Raw genomic sequence first — 21,786 nt, forward strand, 5'->3', positions numbered from 1 at the left:
GAGGTGTCAATCATATGAGAATGCGCCATAAACCTTGGGCGAATGATTTTCTGGCAGAAAACGCTGACATCGCCATCAGTGATCCGGCCCAGTATAAAGGGCGGTGGAACACGGTCTTTGGCAATGACAACCCGATCCATATTGAAGTCGGTACGGGAAAAGGGCAGTTCATTTCAGGAATGGCCAAGCAGAATCCGGATATCAACTATATCGGGATTGAGCTGTTTAAAAGCGTCATCGTCACTGCCGTCCAAAAAGTTAAGGACAGCGGGGCTCACAATGTCCGTTTGTTAAATATAGACGCGGAAACACTGAATGACGTATTTGAACGGGGAGAAATCAAGCGCGTATATCTAAACTTTTCTGACCCGTGGCCGAAAAACCGCCACGAAAAGCGCCGTTTAACATTTAAAACGTTCTTGAAAAAATACGAAGAAGTGATGGGCGAAACAGGTGAGATTCATTTTAAAACCGATAACCGCGGTTTATTCGAATACTCTCTGAAAAGCTTTTCCGAATACGGCCTGCTTCTGACGGAAGTCAGCCTTGATCTGCACAACAGCGATCCGAAGGGCAATATTATGACAGAATACGAAGAAAAATTCTCCGCGCTCGGCCAGCCGATTTACCGGGCCGAAGTTGAATGGAGAACAAAAGACAGACTCTGATGCGGGAGTCTGTTTTTTTATGCCGCCATTTGCTACCATTACATCAGGAGGGATCAAGATGGAGACATTGAATATTGGGAATATTTCATTAACATGGCTGGACGGCGGTGTAACACATATGGACGGCGGAGCGATGTTCGGCGTTGTTCCGAAGCCTTTATGGTCGAGAAAATACCCCGTAAATGACAAAAACCAGATTGAATTAAGAACAGACCCGATTCTGATCAGAAAAAACGGCCTGAATATATTGGTTGACGCGGGTATCGGCCGAGGGAAGTTCTCTGATAAACAAAAAAGGAATTACGGCGTAACACAGGAATCCAATCTGAAACAATCTCTTCGTGACCTCGGGCTTTCCTGTGAGGACATTCATATTGCCGCGATGACCCATCTTCATTTTGACCATGCATGCGGCCTGACGGAGTACAGCGGAGAGGAGCTTGTCTCTGTTTTCCCGAATGCCCGCATTATCACTTCTGCAACAGAGTGGCGCGAAATGAGAAATCCTAATATCAGATCGAAAAATACATATTGGAGAGAAAATTGGGAGGCGGTACAAGATCAGGTCGAAACCTTTGAAAACGAGTATCAGCTGACAGAAGGCATTACGATGCACCACACCGGCGGCCACAGCGACGGCCACAGCGTCATCGTCTTAGAAGACGAAGGGGAGACGGCTGTGCATTTTGCCGACCTGATGCCGACGAATGCGCATAAAAATCCGTTATGGGTGCTGGCCTATGATGATTATCCGATGACCTCTATTCCAGAAAAGCAGAAATGGCAGACGTTCGCGGCAGAAAAAGACGCCTGGCTCATTTTCTATCACGACGCGATTTACAGAGCGGTAAAATGGGGAGAAGATGGCGAAGTGGCCGCGTCTGTCAAACGGGAGAAAAAATAAGCGGATCGATGATTTGCCTGTATGAATTTCGGGAATAAAAGCAAACCTAAGACAAATTGCTTTGAAAGGAAGAGACAGGTGAATCAATTTCAAGTGACGAAAGATGGAGAAATCAAAACAACACTGCGCGGATTAGAAGTGCTTTCTACGCCTTTTTTAAATAAAGGGGTGGCCTTTACACAGGAGGAAAGAAAGGAACTCGGGCTCGAGGGATTTCTGCCGCCGAAAGTATTGACAATCGAAGAGCAGGCGAGGCGGGCCTACGAACAATTCAGTTCGCAGCCTGATGAGCTGAGCAAAAATGTGTACTTGACCGCTCTCCATGATCGGAATGAAACGTTATTTTACAGGCTGTTAAATGATCATTTAGGCGAAATGCTGCCGATCGTATATACGCCGACCGTCGGCACTGCGATCCAGCGTTACAGCCATGAGTACAGAAAACCCCGCGGTCTGTATTTGTCAATAGATGACCCTGAAGGAATGCGCGCCGCATTTCAGCAGTTCGGAAAAAATGAAAACATTGACTTAATCGTTGCCACAGATGCGGAGGGCATTCTGGGAATCGGTGACTGGGGCGTCGGCGGCATCGCCATTTCTGTCGGAAAACTCGCGGTTTATACGGCGGCGGCCGGAATTGATCCGTCACGAGTGCTTGCGGTCGTTTTGGACGCCGGAACAAATCAGGAAAGCCTCTTAAATGACCCGCTGTATGTCGGAAACCAGCATTCAAGAGTGCGCGGCGAGAAATATGACCGCTTTATTGATGAGTATGTCTCGCTTGCCCGGGAAACATTCCCGAATGCGCTGCTTCATTGGGAGGATTTCGGTACGGCTAACGCCCGCGGCATATTAAAACGGTATAAAGATAAAGTCTGTACGTTTAACGATGACATTCAAGGAACGGGCGCGGTATCGCTTGCAGCTGTTTTAGCGTGTGCAAAAGCATCAAAAGTGCCTTTAAAAGAGCATAAAGTCGTCGTCTTCGGCGCGGGAACGGCCGGTATCGGAATTGCTGAGCAGCTGCGCGAAGCCATGGTGCATGACGGATTAAGCGAAGAAGAATCCTACAGCCATTTTTGGTGTATCGACAGAAACGGATTGTTAACGGATGTTATGAAGGACTTGCGTGATTTTCAGGTTCCGTACGCGCGCCCTGCTGATGAAGTGAAAGAGTACGGCCGCAGCGGTGAAGGCGGATCAATTGATCTGGCGGAGACTGTGCGTCAGGCCAAGCCGACGATTCTGATCGGCACATCCACCGTATCAGGCGCATTTACGGAAGAAATCGTCAAAGAAATGGCCTCGCATGTCAAACGGCCCGCTATTTTGCCGATGTCAAACCCGACGACATTATCAGAAGCAAAACCTGAAGATTTGATTAAATGGACGGAAGGCCGCGCGCTTGTCACTACGGGTAGTCCGTTTCCGCCTGTTGCGTATAACGGCGTTACCTACCATATCGGACAGGCGAACAACGCGCTCGTATTCCCGGGACTCGGACTCGGCACGATTGTGACAAAAGCAAGGCTCATTACGGACAATATGTTCGTTGCCTGCGCGAATGCCATCGCCGGTATGGTGGACGTCGGCAAGCCGGGGGCGCCGATGCTTCCGAAAGTGGAGGATCTCAGGACGGTATCGGCAACTGTGGCGGTAGCTGTAGCTAAAGCTGCCATTCAGGACGGTGTAGCGGAAAAGGAACCCGAGGATCTGATCCAAGCGGTGCAGGACGCGATGTGGCACCCCGTATATAAACGAATTCGGCCGATGTAACCGAATAAAGCCCAAAACGCTGATGGTTTTGGGCTTTATTTTTTGCTTGTCCGAATTATGAGGCGACAGAATCAATGACATCGACAATCTGGCCTGTTTTTGCATTGACCATAACTTCATATTGCTCCAGTTCGCCGAATGCCGAACGTGTCACGCCGGTTTTGTATACCTGGATGGTTTCTCCGTTTACCTGGTAGGGCTCGGGCTCTGTGTAAATCCATGATCCGTCTATCGGCCCGCGCTGTTTAAAAGCCGCTTTCACGATACGGAGCGCTTTTTCTGAAGAGATATAAGGTTTCATCGCATACTTTTTCACTGCGATGGCAGCGCATAATCCGACTCCTGCACCTAAGAGAAAATGACGTAATTTCAATATGAAGCACCTCCAATTATGTCGTAGTTTTTATTATACAGAAGATGCCAGACGGTGTTAAGTAAAGCGGCGGTTTTCCAGCCCATTCAATCTGAGCGCTTGGAAAACGGTTGTTTTTCTAATAAAATAAAAGCATTACATAGAAATGAGGGGAAAATATGAATGAGGAAACGAAAACGCTTTTCCGGACGCTGACGCAGCTTCCCGGCGCACCGGGAAATGAACATCAGGTCCGCTCCTTTATGAAACGGGAGCTTGCGAAATATGCGGATGACATCGTGCAGGACAGACTCGGAAGTGTTTTCGGAGTAAGGCGCGGCGCTGAAGATGCGCCGACCGTTATGGTAGCCGGCCATATGGACGAAGTCGGGTTTATGGTAACGCAGATTACGGATAACGGCATGCTGAGATTTCAGACGCTCGGCGGCTGGTGGAGTCAGGTGCTGCTTGCCCAGCGCGTCGAGGTGCAGACGGATAACGGACCGATTATCGGCGTCATCTCAAGCATCCCGCCCCACATTTTAACGGATGCCCAGCGCGCAAAGCCGATGGAGATCAAAAATATGATGATTGATATCGGTGCCGATGATAGAGAGGACGCGGTCAAAATGGGGATCAGACCGGGACAGCAGGTCGTGCCTGTCTGCCCGTTCACCCCGATGGCCAACGAGAAGAAAATATTGTCCAAAGCGTGGGATAACCGCTACGGCTGCGGGTTAAGCATTGAACTATTAAAAGAGCTGCACGGAAAAGACCTGCCGAACAATCTGTACGCCGGGGCCACCGTTCAGGAGGAAGTCGGTTTGAGAGGGGCGCAGACAGCGGCCAACATGATTCAGCCTGATCTCTTTTTCGCGCTTGATGCCAGCCCGGCAAATGATATGAGCGGCGATAAGGAGCTGTTCGGCCGTCTCGGCGAGGGGGTGCTGCTCCGCATTCTCGACAGAACGACGGTCATGCACCGCGGGATGAGAGAGTTCGTCCTTGATATGGCGGAAACGCACAATATCCCTTATCAATATTTCGCTTCAGGCGGGGGAACGGATGCCGGACGGGTCCACATATCAAACAGCGGGGTTCCGTCTGCCGTCATCGGCATTTGTTCAAGATACATTCATACAAATGCCGCTATCATCCATGTCGATGATTATGCCGCGGCGAAAGAAATGCTCATTAAGCTGGTCATGGCGAGTGACAAACAGACGGTCGAAACGATCAGAGAAAATGTGTAAAAAAATAAGCAGGACCGCATAAAGGCGGCCTGCTTATTCTGTTTCAAATAAATAAGAGAGTGCTTTCATCGCTTGATTGACGGTTTCGACCGTGATATTCGCTTTTCCGGAAAGCTCTTTCAGCGGATGATGAAGTTCTTTCGGACGGATGAGAATGAGCGGCTTTCCTTTTGCGATGGCATAAGAAGCATCCATCGCGGTATTCCACTGCTTATATTTCTCGCCAAACAGGGCGATCACAAAATCGGCTTTTTCCATCAGCACCTCTGTACGGAAATTGTTGATATCAGAAGCTCTGGCGTCTTTTAAAACAGAATCGGGCTGCACGCCCATAATCTCTTCTCCGATATTGTCTGAGCGTTCATGGTTTTCCATCGGGCCGACAAACGTAATCGGCAGGTCCAGCGCTGTTGCTTTTTGCTTGATCTCGTCCCGCCAATTACTGTGGATTTCACCCGCTAAATACACGACAAACTGCATCTTTTGCCCCTCCTTATGTACATATTCAGATTTTCGTACGGTTACAAGCAAAATGGTAAACGAAACTTGCTTGATAATGCAAATGAAATATGATAATGATATTGCATATAGTTGGTCTTGCTGTAAACAGTCTGGTATGATCCAATTGGACAAACATCAGCATATAAAAAACTCATAATCCAGATGGAGGAATGACAATGAAAAAGATTGAAAGCACGGAAGAATTGCAAAAAGCGGTACAAGACGATTGGGCGGTATTTATGTTTTCAGCGGATTGGTGCCCGGACTGCCGCTTTGTGGAGCCGTTTCTCCCTGAGCTGGAAGCGGACTTTCCTGAATTCACTTATTACTACGTAGACCGCGATCAATTTATTGATACATGCGCGGAATGGGAAATTTACGGCATTCCGAGCTTTGTTGTGTTTAACGGAGGAAAAGAAGTGAACCGCTTCGTCAGCAAAGACCGTAAAACAAAAGAAGAAATTGAGCAATTTTTAACCGATTCCCTTGCTAAAGCATAAAGGAGGCCACGGGCTTTGAAAATGACGTCAAGGAAGCTGGCGGATTTATTAAAACAGCGCCTGCAGCACGAGAACCGATCCTTCTTTTTTGACAGAGAAAAAGACACCCTCCGTGTTGAGGATCAAACGACCAAAAAAGGCATCACATTGGAGCTCCCGCCTATCATTGCGAAGTGGGAGACGAAAAAAGAAGAAGCGATCGACGAAATCGTCTACTATGTGTCAGAAGCAATGGAGGCGATGGAAGGCAGCGGACAGGAGATGTCCGGAAAGGAAGCCGGAATCTATCCGGTCATCCGCTCCACATCATTTCCCGATCAAACGAGCGACGGCATTCCGCTCGTGTATGATGACCATACGGCCGAAACAAGAATCTACTACGCGCTTGACCTCGGTAAGACGTACCGCTTAATTGACAGCCGTATGCTCGAGAAAGAAAACTGGACAAAAGAACGGATCAGGGAGACGGCGTCATTCAATCTCCGCTCTCTTCCTTCAGTTGTGAAACAGGATACGGTTGCAGACAATTATTTTTATTTTTTCAGGGCGAATGACGGCTATGACGCCAGCCGGATTCTCAATGATTCGATTCTTCATGAATACAAGCAGGCCGCTGAAGGCGAATTGGCGATTTCCGTCCCGCACCAGGATGTATTAATACTTGCTGACATTCGAAATGAATCGGGTTATGATATTTTAGGGCAAATGTCCATGAGCTTCTTTGCAAGCGGCACGGTGCCGATTACGGCCCTTTCATTTCTGTATAATGAAGGCAGACTGGAACCTGTGTTTATCATGGCGAAAAGCCGGCCGAAAAAGGATTAGAAAGGATTTTTCTTATGAACGCTTTTTACAATAAAGAAGGTGTGGGAGATACGCTTCTGATCTCTCTTAAAGATGCGGCACGCGAAGAAATCGCCTATGAAAAAGAAGGCGATGTCATCAGAATCTTTAACAAAGAAACAAAAGAAACGACGGGCTTTAACATTTTTAACGTGTCTTCTTACTTACAGATTGAGGACAACGGCCCCGTCGCTTTGTCTGAGACATTCGTTCAGGATGTGAATGAAATACTGAACAGAAACGGTGTTTCAGAAACGCTGACAGTTGACCTTTCTCCGAAATTTGTTGTCGGTCACGTTGAATCGAAAGAAAAACATCCGAATGCGGATAAACTGAATATCTGCCAAGTGAATGTGGGAGAGGAAACCCTCCAAATCGTTTGCGGCGCGCCGAACGTGGACAAAGGGCAAAAAGTCGTCGTTGCTAAAGTCGGCGCGGTGATGCCGAGCGGGCTTGTGATTAAAGACGCTGAATTAAGAGGCGTTCCGTCAAGCGGCATGATCTGCTCCGCGAAAGAACTCGCTTTGCCGGATGCGCCGGCGGAAAAAGGGATTCTTGTTCTTGAAGACAGCCGCGAGGCCGGCGAAGCATTTCAATTCTAACTCCCATAAATAAGCGCACAGAATCGAATGATGTGAGAGAAAGCCGTTAAGCATGCCTGCTTAACGGCTTTCTTCAGTTGGGAGCTTAATCTTTTCTGAGCCGCCCGGCAATGGTATACTAAATATCGTCCCAGACTACTAAAAAGGGAGTTAGAGAGTGATTAAACATGAGTTGGCTGAATAAATTTTTTGACTTATTTTTAGGTGAAAAAGAAGAAGAGCATGAACGTGAACCAAACACGCATGCCCAAATCCCGAAACAGCAGATACCGGATCAGCCAGAAGGCAAATTCACGCGCATGGAAGATCCTAAAATATATTACGAATATCCGAAAGGGAATTTCCGCTTCCCTGTCGTTCCGGACGGCTATAAGCGAACGGAGCAAAACCAAAGACAGCGGGAAAGGCACGAACGCCGCCAGCCGTCCCGGGATTATGCCGCCGGGAAGGAGCAAACCGAGCGGAAACAGCATACACATAAAGAGCCTGATACGGTGAAAAAGCCCTTTAAACCGTCATCCATTCCTTCACCGGTTTACGGCTTTCAATCTCAGCACAGCATAAAAAAAGCGCCTATATCCGAAAAGCGGCGTGAAGAGAACGTAACATTGCTGTCAGAGGAGCAATTTGTTCCGCCAAAAGCCGGTCAGGAAACGGAAAAAGAGCCCGTCTTCACAACATCCGGCATAACAAAACAGACGAATGACCGGCCAGAACCGTTTGCGAAACAAGAAACGGAAGAAATCCCGGCCGTTAAAAAAGAGGAGCTTCACACCGAGGCTGAGAATGCAAAAGAGCAAGTGTTTGCAGCAGCAGAACCGCAGCAGACTGAAGAGCGGGAGCACACGGAAAGCGCGGAGTCTGCCGGCTTTACAGAAGAACAAGAGCATGAACAAACCCGCCCGCAGCCTATTAAAGAGCCTGAGTATGAAGCATCCCGAACGGCTGAAAACACAGAGGAACAAGCGGCGCCGCAGGAGGAACATCAGGAGCCTGAGCCGGAAAAAGCACCGCCTTTTGAAACCGCAGAAGAACCGGTGTATACATACACAGAACCCGGATACGATGAGGAAGTTCAGCCGCAGTCTGAAGACAAGCCCGAATCAGCTGAAACCGACGCGGAACAGGAAACAGACTCGCAGCCTGAGTACAATGAAGTCACGCGGCATTCAGACCCCCCCGAGCCTGAACCTGCAAGCATCAAGACGGCCGATGCCCCGTCCCGGCCTGCCGAAGAAAAAACGGAGCATCACGGACAGCCTCAGCCTGTGAAAAAAGCGGAGCAGCCGAAAGAGCGCAATGTTCCGTTTAACGTCATGATGCTTAAAAGTGATAAACACAAGCAGACGAAGACGCCAGAGGGCGGAGCGAGCTATGCCTTTCCGAATCTGTCGCTTCTGGACGTACCGCCGGCGCAAAGACATGACGACCAATCGTGGATTGAAGAACAGCGCGAGCTTTTAAACGTTACACTGAAAAACTTTAATGTGCGCGCCCAAGTCGTTCATGTCACACAAGGCCCGTCCGTCACACGTTTTGAAGTGCATCCTGAGCCCGGAGTGAAAGTAAACAAAATTACAAACTTAGCAGATGATATTAAATTGAGCCTGTCTGCCAAGGATATTCGGATTGAGGCGCCGATCCCCGGTAAAAACACGATCGGCATTGAAGTTCCGAACCGCGTAAGCAAAGTCGTCGATTTAAGGCAGATGATCAGAAGCGCCGCTTTCAGGACGAATCCGTCTCCGCTTACAGCCGCGCTCGGTGTCGATATTTCCGGAAACCCGGTCGTCATTGATTTGAAAAAGATGCCGCACGGGTTGATAGCGGGTGCGACAGGATCGGGAAAAAGCGTCTGCATCAATACCATTTTGGTCAGTCTGCTTTATAAGGCGGATCCGAGTGATGTCAAAATGCTTCTGATTGATCCGAAAATGGTCGAGCTTGCGCCTTATAACCAAATTCCGCATTTGGTCAGCCCCGTCATCACGGACGCCAAAGCCGCGACCGCCGCGTTAAAATGGGTTGTGGAAGAGATGGAACGGCGATATGAACTGTTTGCCCATTCGGGTGTGAGAGATATCGGCCGCTTTAATGAATTAACCGCCGATCATAAGACAGGCGAAAAGCTTCCGTACCTCGTAGTGGTCATTGATGAGCTTGCCGATTTAATGATGGTCGCGCCGAACGATGTGGAAGAAAGCATTGCCAGAATCGCGCAGAAAGCGAGAGCCTGCGGCATTCATCTGCTTGTCGCGACACAGCGTCCGTCTGTCGATGTCATTACCGGAATGATCAAGGCAAACATACCGACGAGGATTGCATTCTCCGTCTCAAGCCAGGTAGATTCCAGAACAATCATCGACATGGCGGGAGCGGAAAAGCTGCTCGGAAAAGGCGACATGCTGTACTGGGAAAACGGTACCGGAAAACCGGTGCGCCTGCAGGGCAACTTTGTATCCGACAGAGAAATTGACCGCGTCGTCTCTCATGTCAGAAAGCAGCTGCCGCCTTCTTATTTGTTTGAACAGGAAGAACTGATCAGGCAGGGAACCGCCCTCAAGGAAGAAGACGAACTGTTTCCTGAGGCGTGCCAATTCGTCGTGGAGCAAAACAGCGCCAGCACCTCAAGCCTTCAAAGAAGGTTCAGAATCGGTTATAACCGCGCCGCGAGGCTGATTGACATGATGGAAGCCGAAGGCATGATCTCAGAAGCGAAGGGCAGCAAACCCCGTGAAGTGCTGATTACGGCCGCTGACATTGCTCAAGAATAAGAATATCGTTCATTTTTCTCACAAACATGGTATGATAGTGGATGGACCATCAAAACTGCATCACTGTCACGCGCTGAAATATCATGCGGCAGGTTTAATCAAAAAGAAAGTTACAGATACTGACGATAACGTAAAAATAAATGGAAGCGCCGCTGTGCGGGCTTTTTGCCCGCGGCGGTCGCAAAATGAAATGAGCGTCATATACTGGGGAACAGATAGACGTTTGTTGGAGGTACGATTATGACTGTTTATCATTTTGTTGGAATAAAAGGGACAGGTATGAGCCCGCTTGCTCAAATCCTGCATGATACAGGGTATCAGGTGCAGGGATCGGATATCGAGAAGCAGATTTTCACTCAGGCTGCCCTTGAAAAAAGAAATATCCCGATCTATCCGTTCAGCGCCGATAACATCAAACCCGGCTTAACGGTAATCGCCGGAAACGCATTCCCTGATTCTCATCCGGAAATCGCAAAGGCGCTCGCTGAAGGGATTCCTGTCATCAGATATCATAAATTTTTAGCTGAATATATGAAAAAATACACAAGTGTCGCGGTAACGGGCGCACACGGCAAGACGTCCACAACGGGCCTCTTGGCACACGTGATGCAGCAGGCGAAGCCGACTTCGTTTCTTATCGGGGACGGAACGGGCAGAGGAAATGAAAGCAGCGAATACTTTGTATTTGAAGCCTGCGAGTACCGCCGTCATTTCTTGAGCTATCAGCCTGATTATGCGATTATGACGAATATTGATTTTGACCACCCTGATTATTTCGCCAACATTGACGATGTGTTTGATGCTTTCCAAAACATGGCGCTTCAAGTCAACAAAGGCATCATTGCCTGCGGTGATGACGAGTACCTGCCGAAAATTCACGCCAATGTGCCTGTCGTGTATTACGGCACGGGAGAAGAAAATGATTTTCAAGCGAGAAACATCGTAAAAAATACGGAAGGCACGACATTTGACGTCTTTGTCCGCAATACGTTTTACGATACGTTCTACATCCCGGCATACGGGCATCACAATGTCCTCAATTCCTTAGCGGTCATTGCAATCTGCCACTATGAAGAGATAGACGTGAACATGATTAAGCGCGGACTTGAATCATTCGGCGGCGTCAAACGCAGATTCAATGAAAAAGTGATCGGCAGCCAGGTATTGATCGACGACTACGCCCACCATCCGACTGAAATCAAAGTCACGATTGAGGCGGCGCGCCAAAAATATCCCGAACGTGAAATTATCGCGGTATTTCAGCCGCATACGTTTACACGGACGCAATCATTCCTGGATGAATTCGCAGAAAGTTTAAGCGCGGCCGATCGCGTGTATCTGTGCGACATTTTCGGCTCTGCCCGCGAGAACGTCGGCAAGCTCACGATCACGGATCTTCAGGAAAAAATCGATAACGCAGAACTCATTGAAGAAAATGACACATCAGTGTTAAAAGCGCATGAAGGCGCAGTGCTGATCTTCATGGGCGCCGGAGACATTCAAAAATATATGAGAGCCTATGAAAACGTCATAGCGTAACGAAAAAGCAGTGGGGCTCTCACTGCTTTTTTGCGCGTGCTGCAAAGGGATTTACCGAGAAACGGAGAAATAGTATACATACAGATCTTTCATATATGTTTATCATTTTAAGAATTGGGTATATACCACTATATCCTGCATTAAGGAGGTATTAGATGATCATCATTCTTTACTTAAGCGTCGCACTCATTGCCGTTGCATTTCTCATCCTCGTCATCTATCTGTCCAAAACATTAAAGTCCGTGCAGATGACTTTAACAAACGTTGCCTCGACTTTAGACGGCCTTGAAGGGCAGATGAAAGGCATTACCGCAGAGACAACCGAGCTGTTACATAAGACAAACCGTCTCGCGGAAGACATTCAGGAAAAATCAGAGAAATTAAATACGGTTGTCCATGCTGTCCAGGAAGTGGGAACTTCCGTCCAGCAGTTTAATACATCCATAAAGCAGGCAGCAGGTTCCGTTACGGCCTCTGTAAGAGAGAATCAGGATAAGATCAGTCAGGTTGTCACCTGGAGCCAGGCCGCTATGGAAATATGGGACAAGTGGAAGCAAAAGAAAAAAACATCGCTTTAATCATAAGAAAAATCCACTAAGGAGGAATCATAATGAGCAAAGATGGAATCAATAGTAAGGATTTTTTAATCGGAACGCTGATCGGGGGAATTATCGGCGCGACAACGGCGTTGTTTCTGGCGCCTAAATCAGGTAAGGAGCTGCGCGACGATCTCGGCAGTCAGGCTTCTGCGTTAAAGGATAAGACGGACAGAATGACGGCCGACGCGAAAGAAAAAGGCTCTCAATATGTCAGCATCGCCAAAGACAAAACATCTAATATCACCCAGCTGGTAGCTGATCAGTCAGGCCAGATTATGAATAAAGTGAAGGATTTAAAAGACCGTTCTAAGAGCACACTAACCGAGAAAGCCGAAGAGACGAGAAGCGAAATGCAGGACACGGCCCAAAGCATCAAGGCCGAAGCGGAAGACGCCGGGGAAAAAGCCGGTCAGGCAAATCGCTGATCTTCAATAAGGAGAGATAACCGACATGACAAAACAGCTGATATCGTCTGAAGAAGAGTTCAAAAATGCCGCTGAGAAAGAAAACACGCTCGTGTTTTTGAAACACAGCACAACCTGCCCGATCAGCCAAGCCGCCTTTCAGGAGTTTGACGCCTTTGCATCGGCGCATTCGGAAGTGCCTTCTTATTACCTGCAGGTGCAGGACAGCCGGCCGCTTTCAAACTATATCGCCGAGACATACGGCGTGAAACATGAAAGCCCGCAAGTATTCGTCATTGCAAACGGCGAAGTGAAATGGCACGCGTCTCATTCACAAATCACAAAAAACGCAATAGAGCAGCACCTTTCATAATTGCTGGCCGCCGGTTGATACCGGCGGTTTTTTTTTTGAAAAAAACTATTGATCATTTCAGCCGGATCATGTAGGATATCAATATATACCGCTTCAACGCATAAAAGCTTAAAAGCGTTTTTGTGATAAAGCCGAATGTGAAAAAATTTATTATTTCATATTCCTATTTTCGCATAACTGTAGTAAGATGCATGTTAACCATTAAAATAAAACATAGCATAGAAGGGATGAAAAAGATGAGCAACAAGGAATTAGAGAGCCTAAGACAGCAGGCAGACGCACTAAACTTAGAAATCCTTAAATTAATCAATGAACGCGGAGCCGTTGTAAAAGAAATCGGTAAAGCAAAGGAAGCACAGGGTGTCAACCGATTTGACCCTGTCAGAGAGCGTACAATGCTTAACCGCATAATTGAAAGCAATGACGGCCCATTTGAAAACTCAACGATCCAGCATATTTTCAAAGAAATTTTCAAAGCCGGACTTGAACTTCAAGAAGAGGATCACAGCAAAGCGTTGCTCGTCTCCCGGAAGAAAAAAGCAGAAGATACGATCGTTGATATTAAAGGTGAAAAAATCGGTGACGGCGATCAGAGATTCATCGTCGGACCTTGTGCCGTCGAAAGCTATGAGCAGGTTGCCGAAGTCGCGGCCGCAGCGAAAAAACAAGGCATTAAAATCCTGCGCGGGGGCGCGTTTAAACCCCGCACAAGTCCGTATGATTTCCAAGGTCTCGGCGTAGAAGGCCTGCAAATTCTTAAACGTGTCGCTGATGAATATGACCTCGCGGTGATCAGTGAAATCGTAACGCCCGCCCACATTGAGCAAGCGATTGATTACATTGACGTCATTCAGATCGGCGCGCGGAACATGCAAAACTTTGAATTGCTGAAAGCCGCCGGTTCCGTTAAAAAGCCGGTATTGTTAAAACGCGGTCTTGCTGCAACAATTTCAGAGTTCATCAATGCAGCTGAATACATCATGTCACAAGGAAACGACCAAATCATTCTTTGTGAGCGCGGTATCAGAACGTACGAAACGGCAACGAGAAACACACTCGACATTTCTGCCGTGCCGATTTTGAAACAGGAAACTCACTTGCCGGTGTTTGTTGACGTCACACATTCAACAGGCCGCCGCGATCTCCTGCTTCCGACAGCAAAAGCGGCGCTTGCGATCGGCGCTGACGGCGTGATGGCCGAAGTTCACCCTGATCCTTCCGTTGCCCTTTCAGACTCTGCGCAGCAGATGGATATACCTGAATTCGAGAAATGGCTGAACGAATTAAAGCCAATGCTGAAAGTAAAAGCATAATACAACGTTCCGCTCTTTAAAGGCCGCCACGCGCGGCTTTTTTTTCGTATCTTCATTTTATTTAATTATAAAATGAAAGTGAACGTTTTCATCACTGGGAAAAACGTGTATAATTTCATGAGAGATATTTAAATTTGATGAATAATGAAAAATAATGTACACTACTGACTTACGCTTACAATCATAAACGACAGAATGCGAAATCGTACGACATTTCTTTACATAAAGTGTTTATGCTATAGATAAGGATAAGTGTATCCAGTAAAAGGAGTGGTTTCAGTGAGCAACATTACGATATACGATGTGGCCAGAGAAGCAAATGTCAGTATGGCGACTGTTTCCCGCGTCGTGAACGGCAACCCGAATGTAAAACCGACGACCAGAAAAAAAGTATTGGAAGCCATTGATCGGCTCGGCTATCGCCCGAATGCGGTGGCAAGAGGGCTTGCAAGCAAAAAAACGACTACGGTCGGCGTCATCATCCCTGATATCTCAAGCATTTTCTACTCTGAACTTGCGCGTGGAATTGAAGATATCGCGACGATGTACAAATATAATATTATTTTAAGCAACTCGGACCAAAATCTTGAGAAAGAACTGCATCTGTTAAATACGATGCTTGGCAAACAAGTGGACGGTATCGTATTTATGGGCGGCAACATTACGGACGAGCATGTCGAAGAATTTAAGCGCTCTCCTGTGCCGATCGTCTTGGCGGCATCAGTGGAAGAACAGGGCGAGACGCCTTCTGTCGCCATTGATTATGAACAGGCGATTTATGATGCCGTTAAGCTTTTCATTGATAAAGGGCATCGCGATATTGCACTCGTCTCCGGACCGATGCAAGAGCCGATCAACCGTTCGAAAAAACTGCAAGGGTACAAACGGGCGCTTGAAGAAGCGGCGATTCCGTTTAACGAGCAATTCGTAGCGGAAGGCGATTACACCTATGATTCCGGTATGGAGGCGCTTCAAAGCTTGATGGGCCTTGACCGGAAACCGACGGCGATTCTTTCTGCGACGGATGAAATGGCCCTCGGCATTATCCATGCGGCCCAAGATCAAGGTCTTTCGATTCCTGATGATCTTGATATTATCGGTTTTGACAATACGAGATTGAGCCTGATGGTCCGCCCTCAGCTTTCAACAGTCGTGCAGCCTACGTACGATATCGGCGCCGTGGCGATGAGACTTTTGACAAAACTGATGAACAAAGAGCCGGTTGAAGAGCAGATCGTCGAATTGCCTCACCGCATCGAATTAAGACAATCAACCAAGTCATAAAAAAACGGAAAAGCAAGCTTCACTCTGAGGGGTGGAATCTTGCTTTTTTACTTGAGTAAGGAGAAGATATGAAACGTTTTGATTATCTGACGCCCGTTGGCTTTATGTTAGGCTGTATTATTGTCGCAATCGGTATTCTGTCAGGGACGGGACTGGCGGGAATCAGTTCATTTTTAGATCTGACTTCTTTTTTAATCGTCACAGGCGGCCTTGCTGCGGCGATCTTTATCAGCTTTCCGCCGAGGGATTTAAAGAAAACCCCTTCTGTACTGAAACAGGTATTCTCCCGTCAGGATGACAATGTGAAAGAGCTTGTCAGAGTATTTGTCAGCCTTTCGGAGCAGGCGCGCAGGCAGGGGCTTCTGTCTCTGGATGACCAGGCGCGTGAGATCAAGGATCCGTTTTTAAAAAAAGGGCTTTTGCTTGCGATTGACGGCTGGGACGAGGAAACGATCCGGCTGGTGATGGATTCTGAGATCGCCGCGATGGAAGAAAGACACAGAAAAGGAAGACGCGTTTTTGAAAAAGCCGGTGATTTCGCACCCGCCTGGGGAATGATCGGGACGCTCGTCGGACTCGTTCTCATGCTCAAAAACTTAAATGACCCGCATACCCTCGGACCGAACATGGCCGTTGCGCTATTGACGACGCTGTACGGAGCGCTGCTTGCCAACTTGGTATTTATCCCAATCGCGGCAAAGCTTGAAGAAAAAACGGAAAGTGAAATTTTCATCAAACAGGTCATGATCGAAGGGGTTGTCGGCATCCAATCGGGCAAAAATCCCCGCAACCTCGAAAGTCAGCTCGTCGTCTTCAGCTCAAGAGAAGACTGGCGTAAAGGACAGCCTGCGAACAAGAAAAAGGGCGCTGTCCATGAAGCTTAGAAAAGAGCGTTTTGAAAGAAGAAACAAACCGGAACATTCCGGCGGTTCACCGAGATGGATGGTGACGTTCGCTGACTTGATCACGCTCATTCTCGTGTTCTTTATATTGCTTTTTTCGATGTCGCAAATAGACGCGGAAAAATTTCAATCTGCCGTTTCATCGATTCATACAAAAGGCAGCGGGGGTGAACCGGCGTCATCAGACAAAGCAAACGAAAATAAAGAACAGGATTTGCTGTTACAAAACGTGAAGACATACATAAAAGCGCATCATTTGAGTTCGAAATTGACGGCGAAGCGCGATGAGCGCGGAGTGGTTCTGGTGCTGCAGGAGGCCGTTCTGTTTCAGACGGGAAAAGCGGATGTGCTGAAAAACGCCGAGCCGGTTCTGCATCAGATCGCGGTGCTTTTAAAAACAATTCCGAATGACATACAGGTAGAAGGCCATACGGACAGCCGCCGGATTTCCACCTATCAATTTCCGTCAAATTGGGAGCTGTCGTCTGCAAGAGCGGCGAGTGTGATCCGGTATTTTACCGCGAATGAAGACTTTTCCGCCAAACGGTTTATCTCTGCCGGGTATGCGGATACGAAACCTGTGAAGGACAACAAAAGTCCCGGACATATGAAAGAAAACCGCCGTGTAGAAATTGTGATCAAAAAAACGACCTCCTCATAAGGTCGTTTTTTATTTAGTTTTATACCGCTGCTCAGACCGGATGGCAAAAAGTGCTTTTTCCACGGTTTGGGCATTTTTTTCTGAAATTTCTTCTTTGCGGGGAATCGGAGGATATAATTGTTCAGGATCACTCCAAAAAGCGGGCAACGTGCAGGGGGAGTGCTTCTGCCATTTATCAATCCATTTCTGCGGTATGCGCTCCCCGGGATCAATCCCTTTCATCTCAAGCCAAATGCGGCTCCACGCTCTCGGGACGACTCTCCAAATATCGTATCCGCCGCCGCCGACCGCGATCCATCTGCCGCTGCAATATTGATGGGCTAATGAATGAGCAAGCCGCGGGATCTCCTGATAAATGGAGATTGTATTGGACAGGTGTGTCAATGGGTCGTAATAATGGGCGTCCGCACCGTTTTGGGTAAGAATCACATCCGGCTTGAAAAAAGCCGCGATTTCTGAGGCGGCCGTATTGTAAGCGTGAAGAAAGGAATCGTCCTCTGTGAAAGCGTCCAGCGGAATGTTAAAAGAATAGCCGTAGCCTTGCCCGCTTCCTTTTTCCAGTACTTGTCCCGTCCCGGGAAATAAATAACGCCCGGTCTCGTGAAAAGAAACAGTGCAGACATCAGACCTGTCGTAAAACGTAAATTGAACGCCGTCGCCGTGATGAGCGTCTGTATCAATGTATAACACTTTTGCCCCGTAGTTCTTCTGGATGTATTGGATGGCCACGGCGCTGTCATTATAGATACAAAAGCCTGAGGCCCTGCCGCGGAAGCCGTGGTGAAGGCCGCCTCCTAAATTGCAGGCGTGGCTAGCTTGTCCCGTCATGACATAATCAGCCGCCGTTAAGGTGCCGCCCACCAGAAGTGACGCGGCTTCATGCATGCCGGCAAAAACGGGGGTGTCTTCCGTTCCGAGACCGTAGCTTTCTCCTTCTGCGGCAGGGAGCCGGCCCGCACCCGCTAGTTCCACCGCCTGTATATAATCCTCCGTATGAACGAGAGCCAGCTCTTCTTTAGCGGCCGTGCGCGGTGTGACGATATCTCCTTCGTCAAACGCATCCGCCGCCTGAAGCAGATCGTATGTTAAAAGCACACGACGCTGATTGAACGGATGTTCCTGATGAAATTGATACGTCTGATAAGAAGGCGAGTAAACAAAAACGCTGTCTCTCATGGCTGATCCCTCAAATGTTTCGGCCATAAGACATTGTATCCGGCTTCTTGAACGGCACGGATAAAAGGGAGCGGATTCATCGTCTTCACCCGGAAGACGAGAATGTTCGACCCGGCGGAATCATGGGGATAGACGAGCACACTCAGGATTTGCAGCTGAAGATCACGGCACATGCAGCTGAGATCAGCAAGGCTTTTTGTCATATCCGTCACCAGGATTTCCACCTGTGATCCCGGCTGGGCCGCGCCTGTCAGGCTGACGAAAGTCCGGAGCACGTCGGTTTTCGTTAAAATGCCCGTCAGCTTATGGTTTACCGTAATCGGCAGACAGCCGATGCCGTGCTCATAAAAGGAAGCGGATATTTCTTCTACAAAGTCAAGCGGATGAGCGCAGATGACATTCCGCTTCATAATGGTCTCCACTTTGTTTGTCAGAAATGCGCCGCGTTCCTTTTGTTCAAAGCTGCCGGGGCCGGCCTGTTTAATGTCTCTGTCTGTGACAATACCGATGACGTGCAGCTCGTCGTCGATGACAGGGAGATGGCGGATATGATATATCTTCATTTTACGGACGGCTGTTTCAATGGAGTCGTGTTTTGAGACGGTGATGACGTCCCGTTTCATGATTTGTTCTGCAATCATCTTTTTATCCCCTTTGTATGTCAGTCAATACATAAATCGCTGATAAAAACGAAGCCTGTCGAACTGTTCAATTGACTCCTGACTGACGTGCCTGCCGATGCGGGCCATCAGACAATTGGCCGGATGAGAGCTGATTTCCGGTTCATCCGTTGCGAACCAGACAAGACCCCCGGCATTCATCATCTTTTCCATGATCTTTCTGTATTCCCACACATCTTTTTTCATTCCTTTTAAATCCCAATGCCAGTAATATTCCGTCGTCATGATGATGTACCGTTCCATCTGTTCATCCATCATGCTGACTGTCAGCAAAGTTTTTCCGACAGAACAGCCCCTGTAGCCGGGAGCGACCTCGATCGCCCCGAGTTCAAGGAGGTCTTCCATATTTCCGTCAGACCACCGTTCAAGCGGATCAGGATATAAATACGTCACATAGCCGATAATCGTCTGTCCGTCCCTGGCAATAATGATCCGACCTTCAGGAAGCCCGGCGATCTCGATTAACGCTTTGTGCTGTTCATGAGGAAGGCGAAAGGCTGTCAGGCCTTCATGAAACTCATACTGTGCTAGGTCCTCTGGAGGAACGGGCCCTTCTACTAAAAGAGGGCCGGCTGCTGTCTGAATTGATGAAGAATGGTACGTTTTATGATGTTTCACTGATTCACCGCCTGTCGGTTCTTAATAAAAACACATCTCTTTTAAGCATAACAAAATATAAAGCGTTTTCAATAGTGTTGTAATTTATATTTTAAAAATTGAGAAAACTGTGAACATCTACTATAATTAGTCTATAGATAAGCAAAGGGGGATGTTGCATGAATTTGAAAGCGTTGCCGGCGGAAAAGGGGAATTATCATCTGCGAAATTATGAGGAAACGTACCGCAGCTTCGATTGGAAAGAGGTCGAAGCGGCATTTTCCTGGCATCAGACGGGGAAGCTGAATGCGGCGTACGAAGCGATTGACCGTCATGCCGAATCATTTCGAAAAAACAAAGTAGCGCTATATTACAAGGACGCAAACCGGGATGAAAAATACACATTTAAAGAAATGATGGAGGAATCGAACCGGGCGGGAAATGTACTGAGACGGTATGGAAACGTGGAAAAAGGGGACCGCGTTTTTATTTTCATGCCGCGTTCGCCGGAGCTTTACTTTATCATGCTCGGCGCAATTAAAATCGGTGCGATCGCCGGTCCTTTATTTGAAGCGTTTATGGAAGGCGCCGTCAAAGACCGCCTCTTGAACAGCCAGGCAAAGGTTGTCGTGACGACACCTGAACTGGCCGAACGGATTCCGGCGGACAGCCTGCCCGACCTCGAGCATATTTTCATTGTCGGCGGCAGCAAAGAAACGGGAGATAAAATCATTCATTATGATAAAGCGGCTGAGGGAGAAAGCACGAGACTTGATATTGAATGGATGGACAGAAGAGACGGCTACCTGCTTCACTACACATCAGGATCTACCGGAACGCCTAAAGGTGTGCTCCACGTTCATGAAGCCATGATTCAGCAATACCAGACCGGCAAGTGGGTGCTTGATCTTAAAGAAGACGATATTTACTGGTGCACTGCGGACCCGGGCTGGGTGACCGGGACGGTGTACGGGATATTTGCGCCGTGGCTGAACGGAGCGGCGAATGTGATCGTCGGCGGCAGATTCAGTCCGGAAAACTGGTACGGCACGATTGAGAAGCTCGGTGTCAGCGTCTGGTACAGCGCTCCGACGGCTTTCAGAATGCTTATGGGCGCCGGAGATGAAATGGCATCCAGATTTGACCTTACTTCACTTCGTCACGTCCTGAGTGTCGGAGAACCTTTGAACCCCGAGGTCATCAAGTGGGGACATAAAGTATTCGGCAAGCGCATCCACGACACGTGGTGGATGACAGAAACGGGCGGACAGCTCATTTGCAATTATCCTTGCATGGAGATCAAGCCGGGTTCAATGGGGAAACCGATTCCGGGAGTGGAAGCGGCGATCGTTGACAATCAGGGAAATGAGCTTCCGCCGTACCGAATGGGAAATCTCGCCATTAAAAAGGGCTGGCCGTCGATGATGGATTCCATTTGGAACAACAAAGAGAAATATGATTCTTATTTCATGCCGGGCGGCTGGTATGTTTCCGGAGATTCTGCTTATATGGATGAAGATGGTTATTTCTGGTTCCAAGGCAGAGTCGATGATGTCATCATGACATCCGGCGAGCGCGTCGGCCCGTTTGAAGTCGAAAGCAAACTTGTTGAACATCCGGCGATTGCCGAAGCCGGCGTCATCGGAAAGCCGGACCCTGTCCGGGGAGAAATTATTAAAGCGTTTATCGCGCTCAGAGAAGGGCATGAGCCATCCGATCAGCTGAAGGAGGACATTCGCCTCTTTGTAAAACAGGGGCTTGCCGCGCATGCCGCACCGCGGGAAATTGAATTCAAAGATAAACTTCCGAAAACACGGAGCGGAAAAATCATGAGACGTGTGCTAAAGGCGTGGGAGCTGAACCTGCCGGCAGGCGACCTGTCCACAATGGAAGATTAAAGACGGCGTTGACATCGTATCTTATTTATGTTAAAAATGAGTAAGCTTCATACGAAAAGGTTTTGATTGAGACAAGTAGGGTATCTGATTGTTCAAGAGAGCTGATGGCCGGTGAAAATCAGCACATAAGATATGCCGAATACACTCATGAACCGCTTTTGCGAACAAAGCCATTCCAAGGCTTTCA

At 48.2% G+C, this 21,786-nt stretch carries 22 protein-coding genes and 1 other annotated feature (1 of these 23 running past the window's edge); of the genes, 17 read left to right on the forward strand and 5 right to left on the reverse strand.

Features of this window, described 5'->3' with window-relative positions; translation table 11 throughout:
- Positions 1-14: 14 nt before the first annotated feature.
- From trmB to V7728_RS04265, 3 genes are all read left to right on the forward strand, one after another.
- On the forward strand, positions 15-668 hold the full coding sequence (trmB, locus tag V7728_RS04255; protein WP_003152359.1) for a tRNA (guanosine(46)-N7)-methyltransferase TrmB: 654 nt from the start codon (positions 15-17) through the stop codon (positions 666-668).
- 58 nt (positions 669-726) lie between these two features.
- The gene (locus V7728_RS04260) at positions 727-1,572 is read left to right on the forward strand and encodes a YtnP family quorum-quenching lactonase (protein WP_025285125.1); all 846 of its coding nucleotides are present in this window, start codon (positions 727-729) and stop codon (positions 1,570-1,572) included.
- 78 nt (positions 1,573-1,650) lie between these two features.
- Entirely contained in the window at positions 1,651-3,348 is a 1,698-nt protein-coding gene (locus V7728_RS04265; RefSeq protein WP_099567018.1) for an NAD-dependent malic enzyme, read from the forward strand.
- 55 nt (positions 3,349-3,403) lie between these two features.
- Here V7728_RS04265 and V7728_RS04270 read toward each other — a convergent pair whose 3' ends face one another.
- A complete protein-coding gene (locus V7728_RS04270; RefSeq protein ID WP_003152366.1) occupies positions 3,404-3,721 on the reverse strand; it encodes a PepSY domain-containing protein in 318 nt (105 codons plus the stop codon).
- 158 nt (positions 3,722-3,879) lie between these two features.
- Here V7728_RS04270 and V7728_RS04275 point away from each other — a divergent pair, with 158 nt between their 5' ends.
- On the forward strand, positions 3,880-4,953 hold the full coding sequence (locus tag V7728_RS04275) for a M42 family metallopeptidase (RefSeq protein WP_003152370.1): 1,074 nt from the start codon (positions 3,880-3,882) through the stop codon (positions 4,951-4,953).
- A 33-nt stretch (positions 4,954-4,986) separates the two neighbouring features.
- Here the strand turns inward: V7728_RS04275 and V7728_RS04280 are convergent, their stop codons facing one another.
- Positions 4,987-5,433 carry a YtoQ family protein gene (locus tag V7728_RS04280; protein ID WP_007408781.1) on the reverse strand — a complete coding sequence of 149 codons (447 nt, stop codon included), beginning with the start codon at positions 5,431-5,433 and terminating at the stop codon, positions 4,987-4,989.
- Positions 5,434-5,630: 197 nt separating this feature from the next.
- Here V7728_RS04280 and V7728_RS04285 point away from each other — a divergent pair, with 197 nt between their 5' ends.
- The 12 genes from V7728_RS04285 (at position 5,631) to motS (ending at position 17,248) form a co-directional block, all read left to right on the forward strand.
- On the forward strand, positions 5,631-5,954 hold the full coding sequence (locus V7728_RS04285) for a thioredoxin family protein (protein ID WP_003152373.1): 324 nt from the start codon (positions 5,631-5,633) through the stop codon (positions 5,952-5,954).
- 15 nt (positions 5,955-5,969) lie between these two features.
- The gene (locus V7728_RS04290) at positions 5,970-6,779 is read left to right on the forward strand and encodes a DUF1444 domain-containing protein (RefSeq protein ID WP_012118213.1); all 810 of its coding nucleotides are present in this window, start codon (positions 5,970-5,972) and stop codon (positions 6,777-6,779) included.
- A gap of 14 nt (positions 6,780-6,793) precedes the next feature.
- Positions 6,794-7,399: a YtpR family tRNA-binding protein gene (gene ytpR / locus V7728_RS04295; RefSeq protein WP_007408780.1), complete on the forward strand. Its 606-nt coding sequence runs from the start codon at positions 6,794-6,796 to the stop codon at positions 7,397-7,399.
- Positions 7,400-7,566: 167 nt separating this feature from the next.
- Positions 7,567-10,173 carry a DNA translocase FtsK gene (locus V7728_RS04300; protein WP_099567017.1) on the forward strand — a complete coding sequence of 869 codons (2,607 nt, stop codon included), beginning with the start codon at positions 7,567-7,569 and terminating at the stop codon, positions 10,171-10,173.
- A 240-nt stretch (positions 10,174-10,413) separates the two neighbouring features.
- Positions 10,414-11,712: a UDP-N-acetylmuramate--L-alanine ligase gene (gene murC / locus V7728_RS04305; RefSeq protein ID WP_007408778.1), complete on the forward strand. Its 1,299-nt coding sequence runs from the start codon at positions 10,414-10,416 to the stop codon at positions 11,710-11,712.
- 155 nt (positions 11,713-11,867) lie between these two features.
- Complete coding sequence (locus tag V7728_RS04310) at positions 11,868-12,290, forward strand: DUF948 domain-containing protein (RefSeq protein WP_007408777.1); 423 nt, start codon at positions 11,868-11,870, stop codon at positions 12,288-12,290.
- 32 nt (positions 12,291-12,322) lie between these two features.
- Positions 12,323-12,736, forward strand: coding sequence for a YtxH domain-containing protein (locus V7728_RS04315; protein WP_003152380.1), 414 nt, complete (start codon positions 12,323-12,325; stop codon positions 12,734-12,736).
- A gap of 25 nt (positions 12,737-12,761) precedes the next feature.
- Positions 12,762-13,088, forward strand: a complete 327-nt coding sequence (gene ytxJ / locus V7728_RS04320; RefSeq protein ID WP_007408776.1) for a bacillithiol system redox-active protein YtxJ — start codon at positions 12,762-12,764, stop codon at positions 13,086-13,088.
- Positions 13,089-13,324: 236 nt separating this feature from the next.
- Complete coding sequence (locus V7728_RS04325) at positions 13,325-14,401, forward strand: bifunctional 3-deoxy-7-phosphoheptulonate synthase/chorismate mutase (RefSeq protein ID WP_003152383.1); 1,077 nt, start codon at positions 13,325-13,327, stop codon at positions 14,399-14,401.
- 279 nt (positions 14,402-14,680) lie between these two features.
- Complete coding sequence (gene ccpA, locus V7728_RS04330) at positions 14,681-15,685, forward strand: catabolite control protein A (protein ID WP_015240399.1); 1,005 nt, start codon at positions 14,681-14,683, stop codon at positions 15,683-15,685.
- A gap of 68 nt (positions 15,686-15,753) precedes the next feature.
- A complete protein-coding gene (motP, locus tag V7728_RS04335) occupies positions 15,754-16,569 on the forward strand; it encodes a flagellar motor protein MotP (protein ID WP_007408775.1) in 816 nt (271 codons plus the stop codon).
- On the forward strand, positions 16,559-17,248 hold the full coding sequence (gene motS, locus V7728_RS04340) for a flagellar motor protein MotS (protein WP_007408774.1): 690 nt from the start codon (positions 16,559-16,561) through the stop codon (positions 17,246-17,248). Before motP ends, motS begins: the two co-directional genes overlap by 11 nt.
- 9 nt (positions 17,249-17,257) lie before the next feature.
- Here motS and V7728_RS04345 read toward each other — a convergent pair whose 3' ends face one another.
- The 3 genes from V7728_RS04345 to V7728_RS04355 are packed head-to-tail and all read right to left on the reverse strand — an operon-like array spanning position 17,258 to position 19,722.
- Positions 17,258-18,424: an acetoin utilization protein AcuC gene (locus tag V7728_RS04345; RefSeq protein WP_015240398.1), complete on the reverse strand. Its 1,167-nt coding sequence runs from the start codon at positions 18,422-18,424 to the stop codon at positions 17,258-17,260.
- The gene (locus tag V7728_RS04350; RefSeq protein ID WP_012118206.1) at positions 18,421-19,065 is read right to left on the reverse strand and encodes an acetoin utilization AcuB family protein; all 645 of its coding nucleotides are present in this window, start codon (positions 19,063-19,065) and stop codon (positions 18,421-18,423) included. Before V7728_RS04350 ends, V7728_RS04345 begins: the two co-directional genes overlap by 4 nt.
- 24 nt (positions 19,066-19,089) lie before the next feature.
- Complete coding sequence (locus tag V7728_RS04355) at positions 19,090-19,722, reverse strand: GNAT family N-acetyltransferase (RefSeq protein WP_015240397.1); 633 nt, start codon at positions 19,720-19,722, stop codon at positions 19,090-19,092.
- Between the two features lie 158 nt (positions 19,723-19,880).
- On the opposite strand from V7728_RS04355, the gene acsA reads away from it, so the two are divergent.
- Positions 19,881-21,599, forward strand: coding sequence for an acetate--CoA ligase (gene acsA, locus V7728_RS04360; RefSeq protein WP_015240396.1), 1,719 nt, complete (start codon positions 19,881-19,883; stop codon positions 21,597-21,599).
- Positions 21,600-21,652: 53 nt separating this feature from the next.
- Positions 21,653-21,786 (forward strand) — a binding site (T-box leader) (it continues 99 nt past the right edge of the window).

This window comes from Bacillus sp. JHAA, assembly GCF_036961585.1.
Taxonomy (GTDB): Bacteria; Bacillota; Bacilli; order Bacillales; family Bacillaceae; genus Bacillus; species Bacillus velezensis.

What these genes read in the sequence shown, in the direction of transcription:
- trmB (WP_003152359.1), top strand. Translation starts at nt 15, where the DNA reads ATGAGAATGCGCCATAAACCTTGGGCGAATGATTTTCTGGCAGAAAAC.
- V7728_RS04260 (WP_025285125.1), top strand. Translation starts at nt 727, where the DNA reads ATGGAGACATTGAATATTGGGAATATTTCATTAACATGGCTGGACGGC.
- V7728_RS04275 (WP_003152370.1), top strand. Translation starts at nt 3,880, where the DNA reads ATGAATGAGGAAACGAAAACGCTTTTCCGGACGCTGACGCAGCTTCCC.
- V7728_RS04280 (WP_007408781.1), bottom strand. Translation starts at nt 5,433, where the DNA reads ATGCAGTTTGTCGTGTATTTAGCGGGTGAAATCCACAGTAATTGGCGG.
- V7728_RS04285 (WP_003152373.1), top strand. Translation starts at nt 5,631, where the DNA reads ATGAAAAAGATTGAAAGCACGGAAGAATTGCAAAAAGCGGTACAAGAC.
- ytpR (WP_007408780.1), top strand. Translation starts at nt 6,794, where the DNA reads ATGAACGCTTTTTACAATAAAGAAGGTGTGGGAGATACGCTTCTGATC.
- V7728_RS04300 (WP_099567017.1), top strand. Translation starts at nt 7,567, where the DNA reads ATGAGTTGGCTGAATAAATTTTTTGACTTATTTTTAGGTGAAAAAGAA.
- murC (WP_007408778.1), top strand. Translation starts at nt 10,414, where the DNA reads ATGACTGTTTATCATTTTGTTGGAATAAAAGGGACAGGTATGAGCCCG.
- V7728_RS04310 (WP_007408777.1), top strand. Translation starts at nt 11,868, where the DNA reads ATGATCATCATTCTTTACTTAAGCGTCGCACTCATTGCCGTTGCATTT.
- V7728_RS04315 (WP_003152380.1), top strand. Translation starts at nt 12,323, where the DNA reads ATGAGCAAAGATGGAATCAATAGTAAGGATTTTTTAATCGGAACGCTG.
- ytxJ (WP_007408776.1), top strand. Translation starts at nt 12,762, where the DNA reads ATGACAAAACAGCTGATATCGTCTGAAGAAGAGTTCAAAAATGCCGCT.
- V7728_RS04325 (WP_003152383.1), top strand. Translation starts at nt 13,325, where the DNA reads ATGAGCAACAAGGAATTAGAGAGCCTAAGACAGCAGGCAGACGCACTA.
- motP (WP_007408775.1), top strand. Translation starts at nt 15,754, where the DNA reads ATGAAACGTTTTGATTATCTGACGCCCGTTGGCTTTATGTTAGGCTGT.
- motS (WP_007408774.1), top strand. Translation starts at nt 16,559, where the DNA reads ATGAAGCTTAGAAAAGAGCGTTTTGAAAGAAGAAACAAACCGGAACAT.
- V7728_RS04345 (WP_015240398.1), bottom strand. Translation starts at nt 18,424, where the DNA reads ATGAGAGACAGCGTTTTTGTTTACTCGCCTTCTTATCAGACGTATCAA.
- V7728_RS04350 (WP_012118206.1), bottom strand. Translation starts at nt 19,065, where the DNA reads ATGATTGCAGAACAAATCATGAAACGGGACGTCATCACCGTCTCAAAA.
- acsA (WP_015240396.1), top strand. Translation starts at nt 19,881, where the DNA reads ATGAATTTGAAAGCGTTGCCGGCGGAAAAGGGGAATTATCATCTGCGA.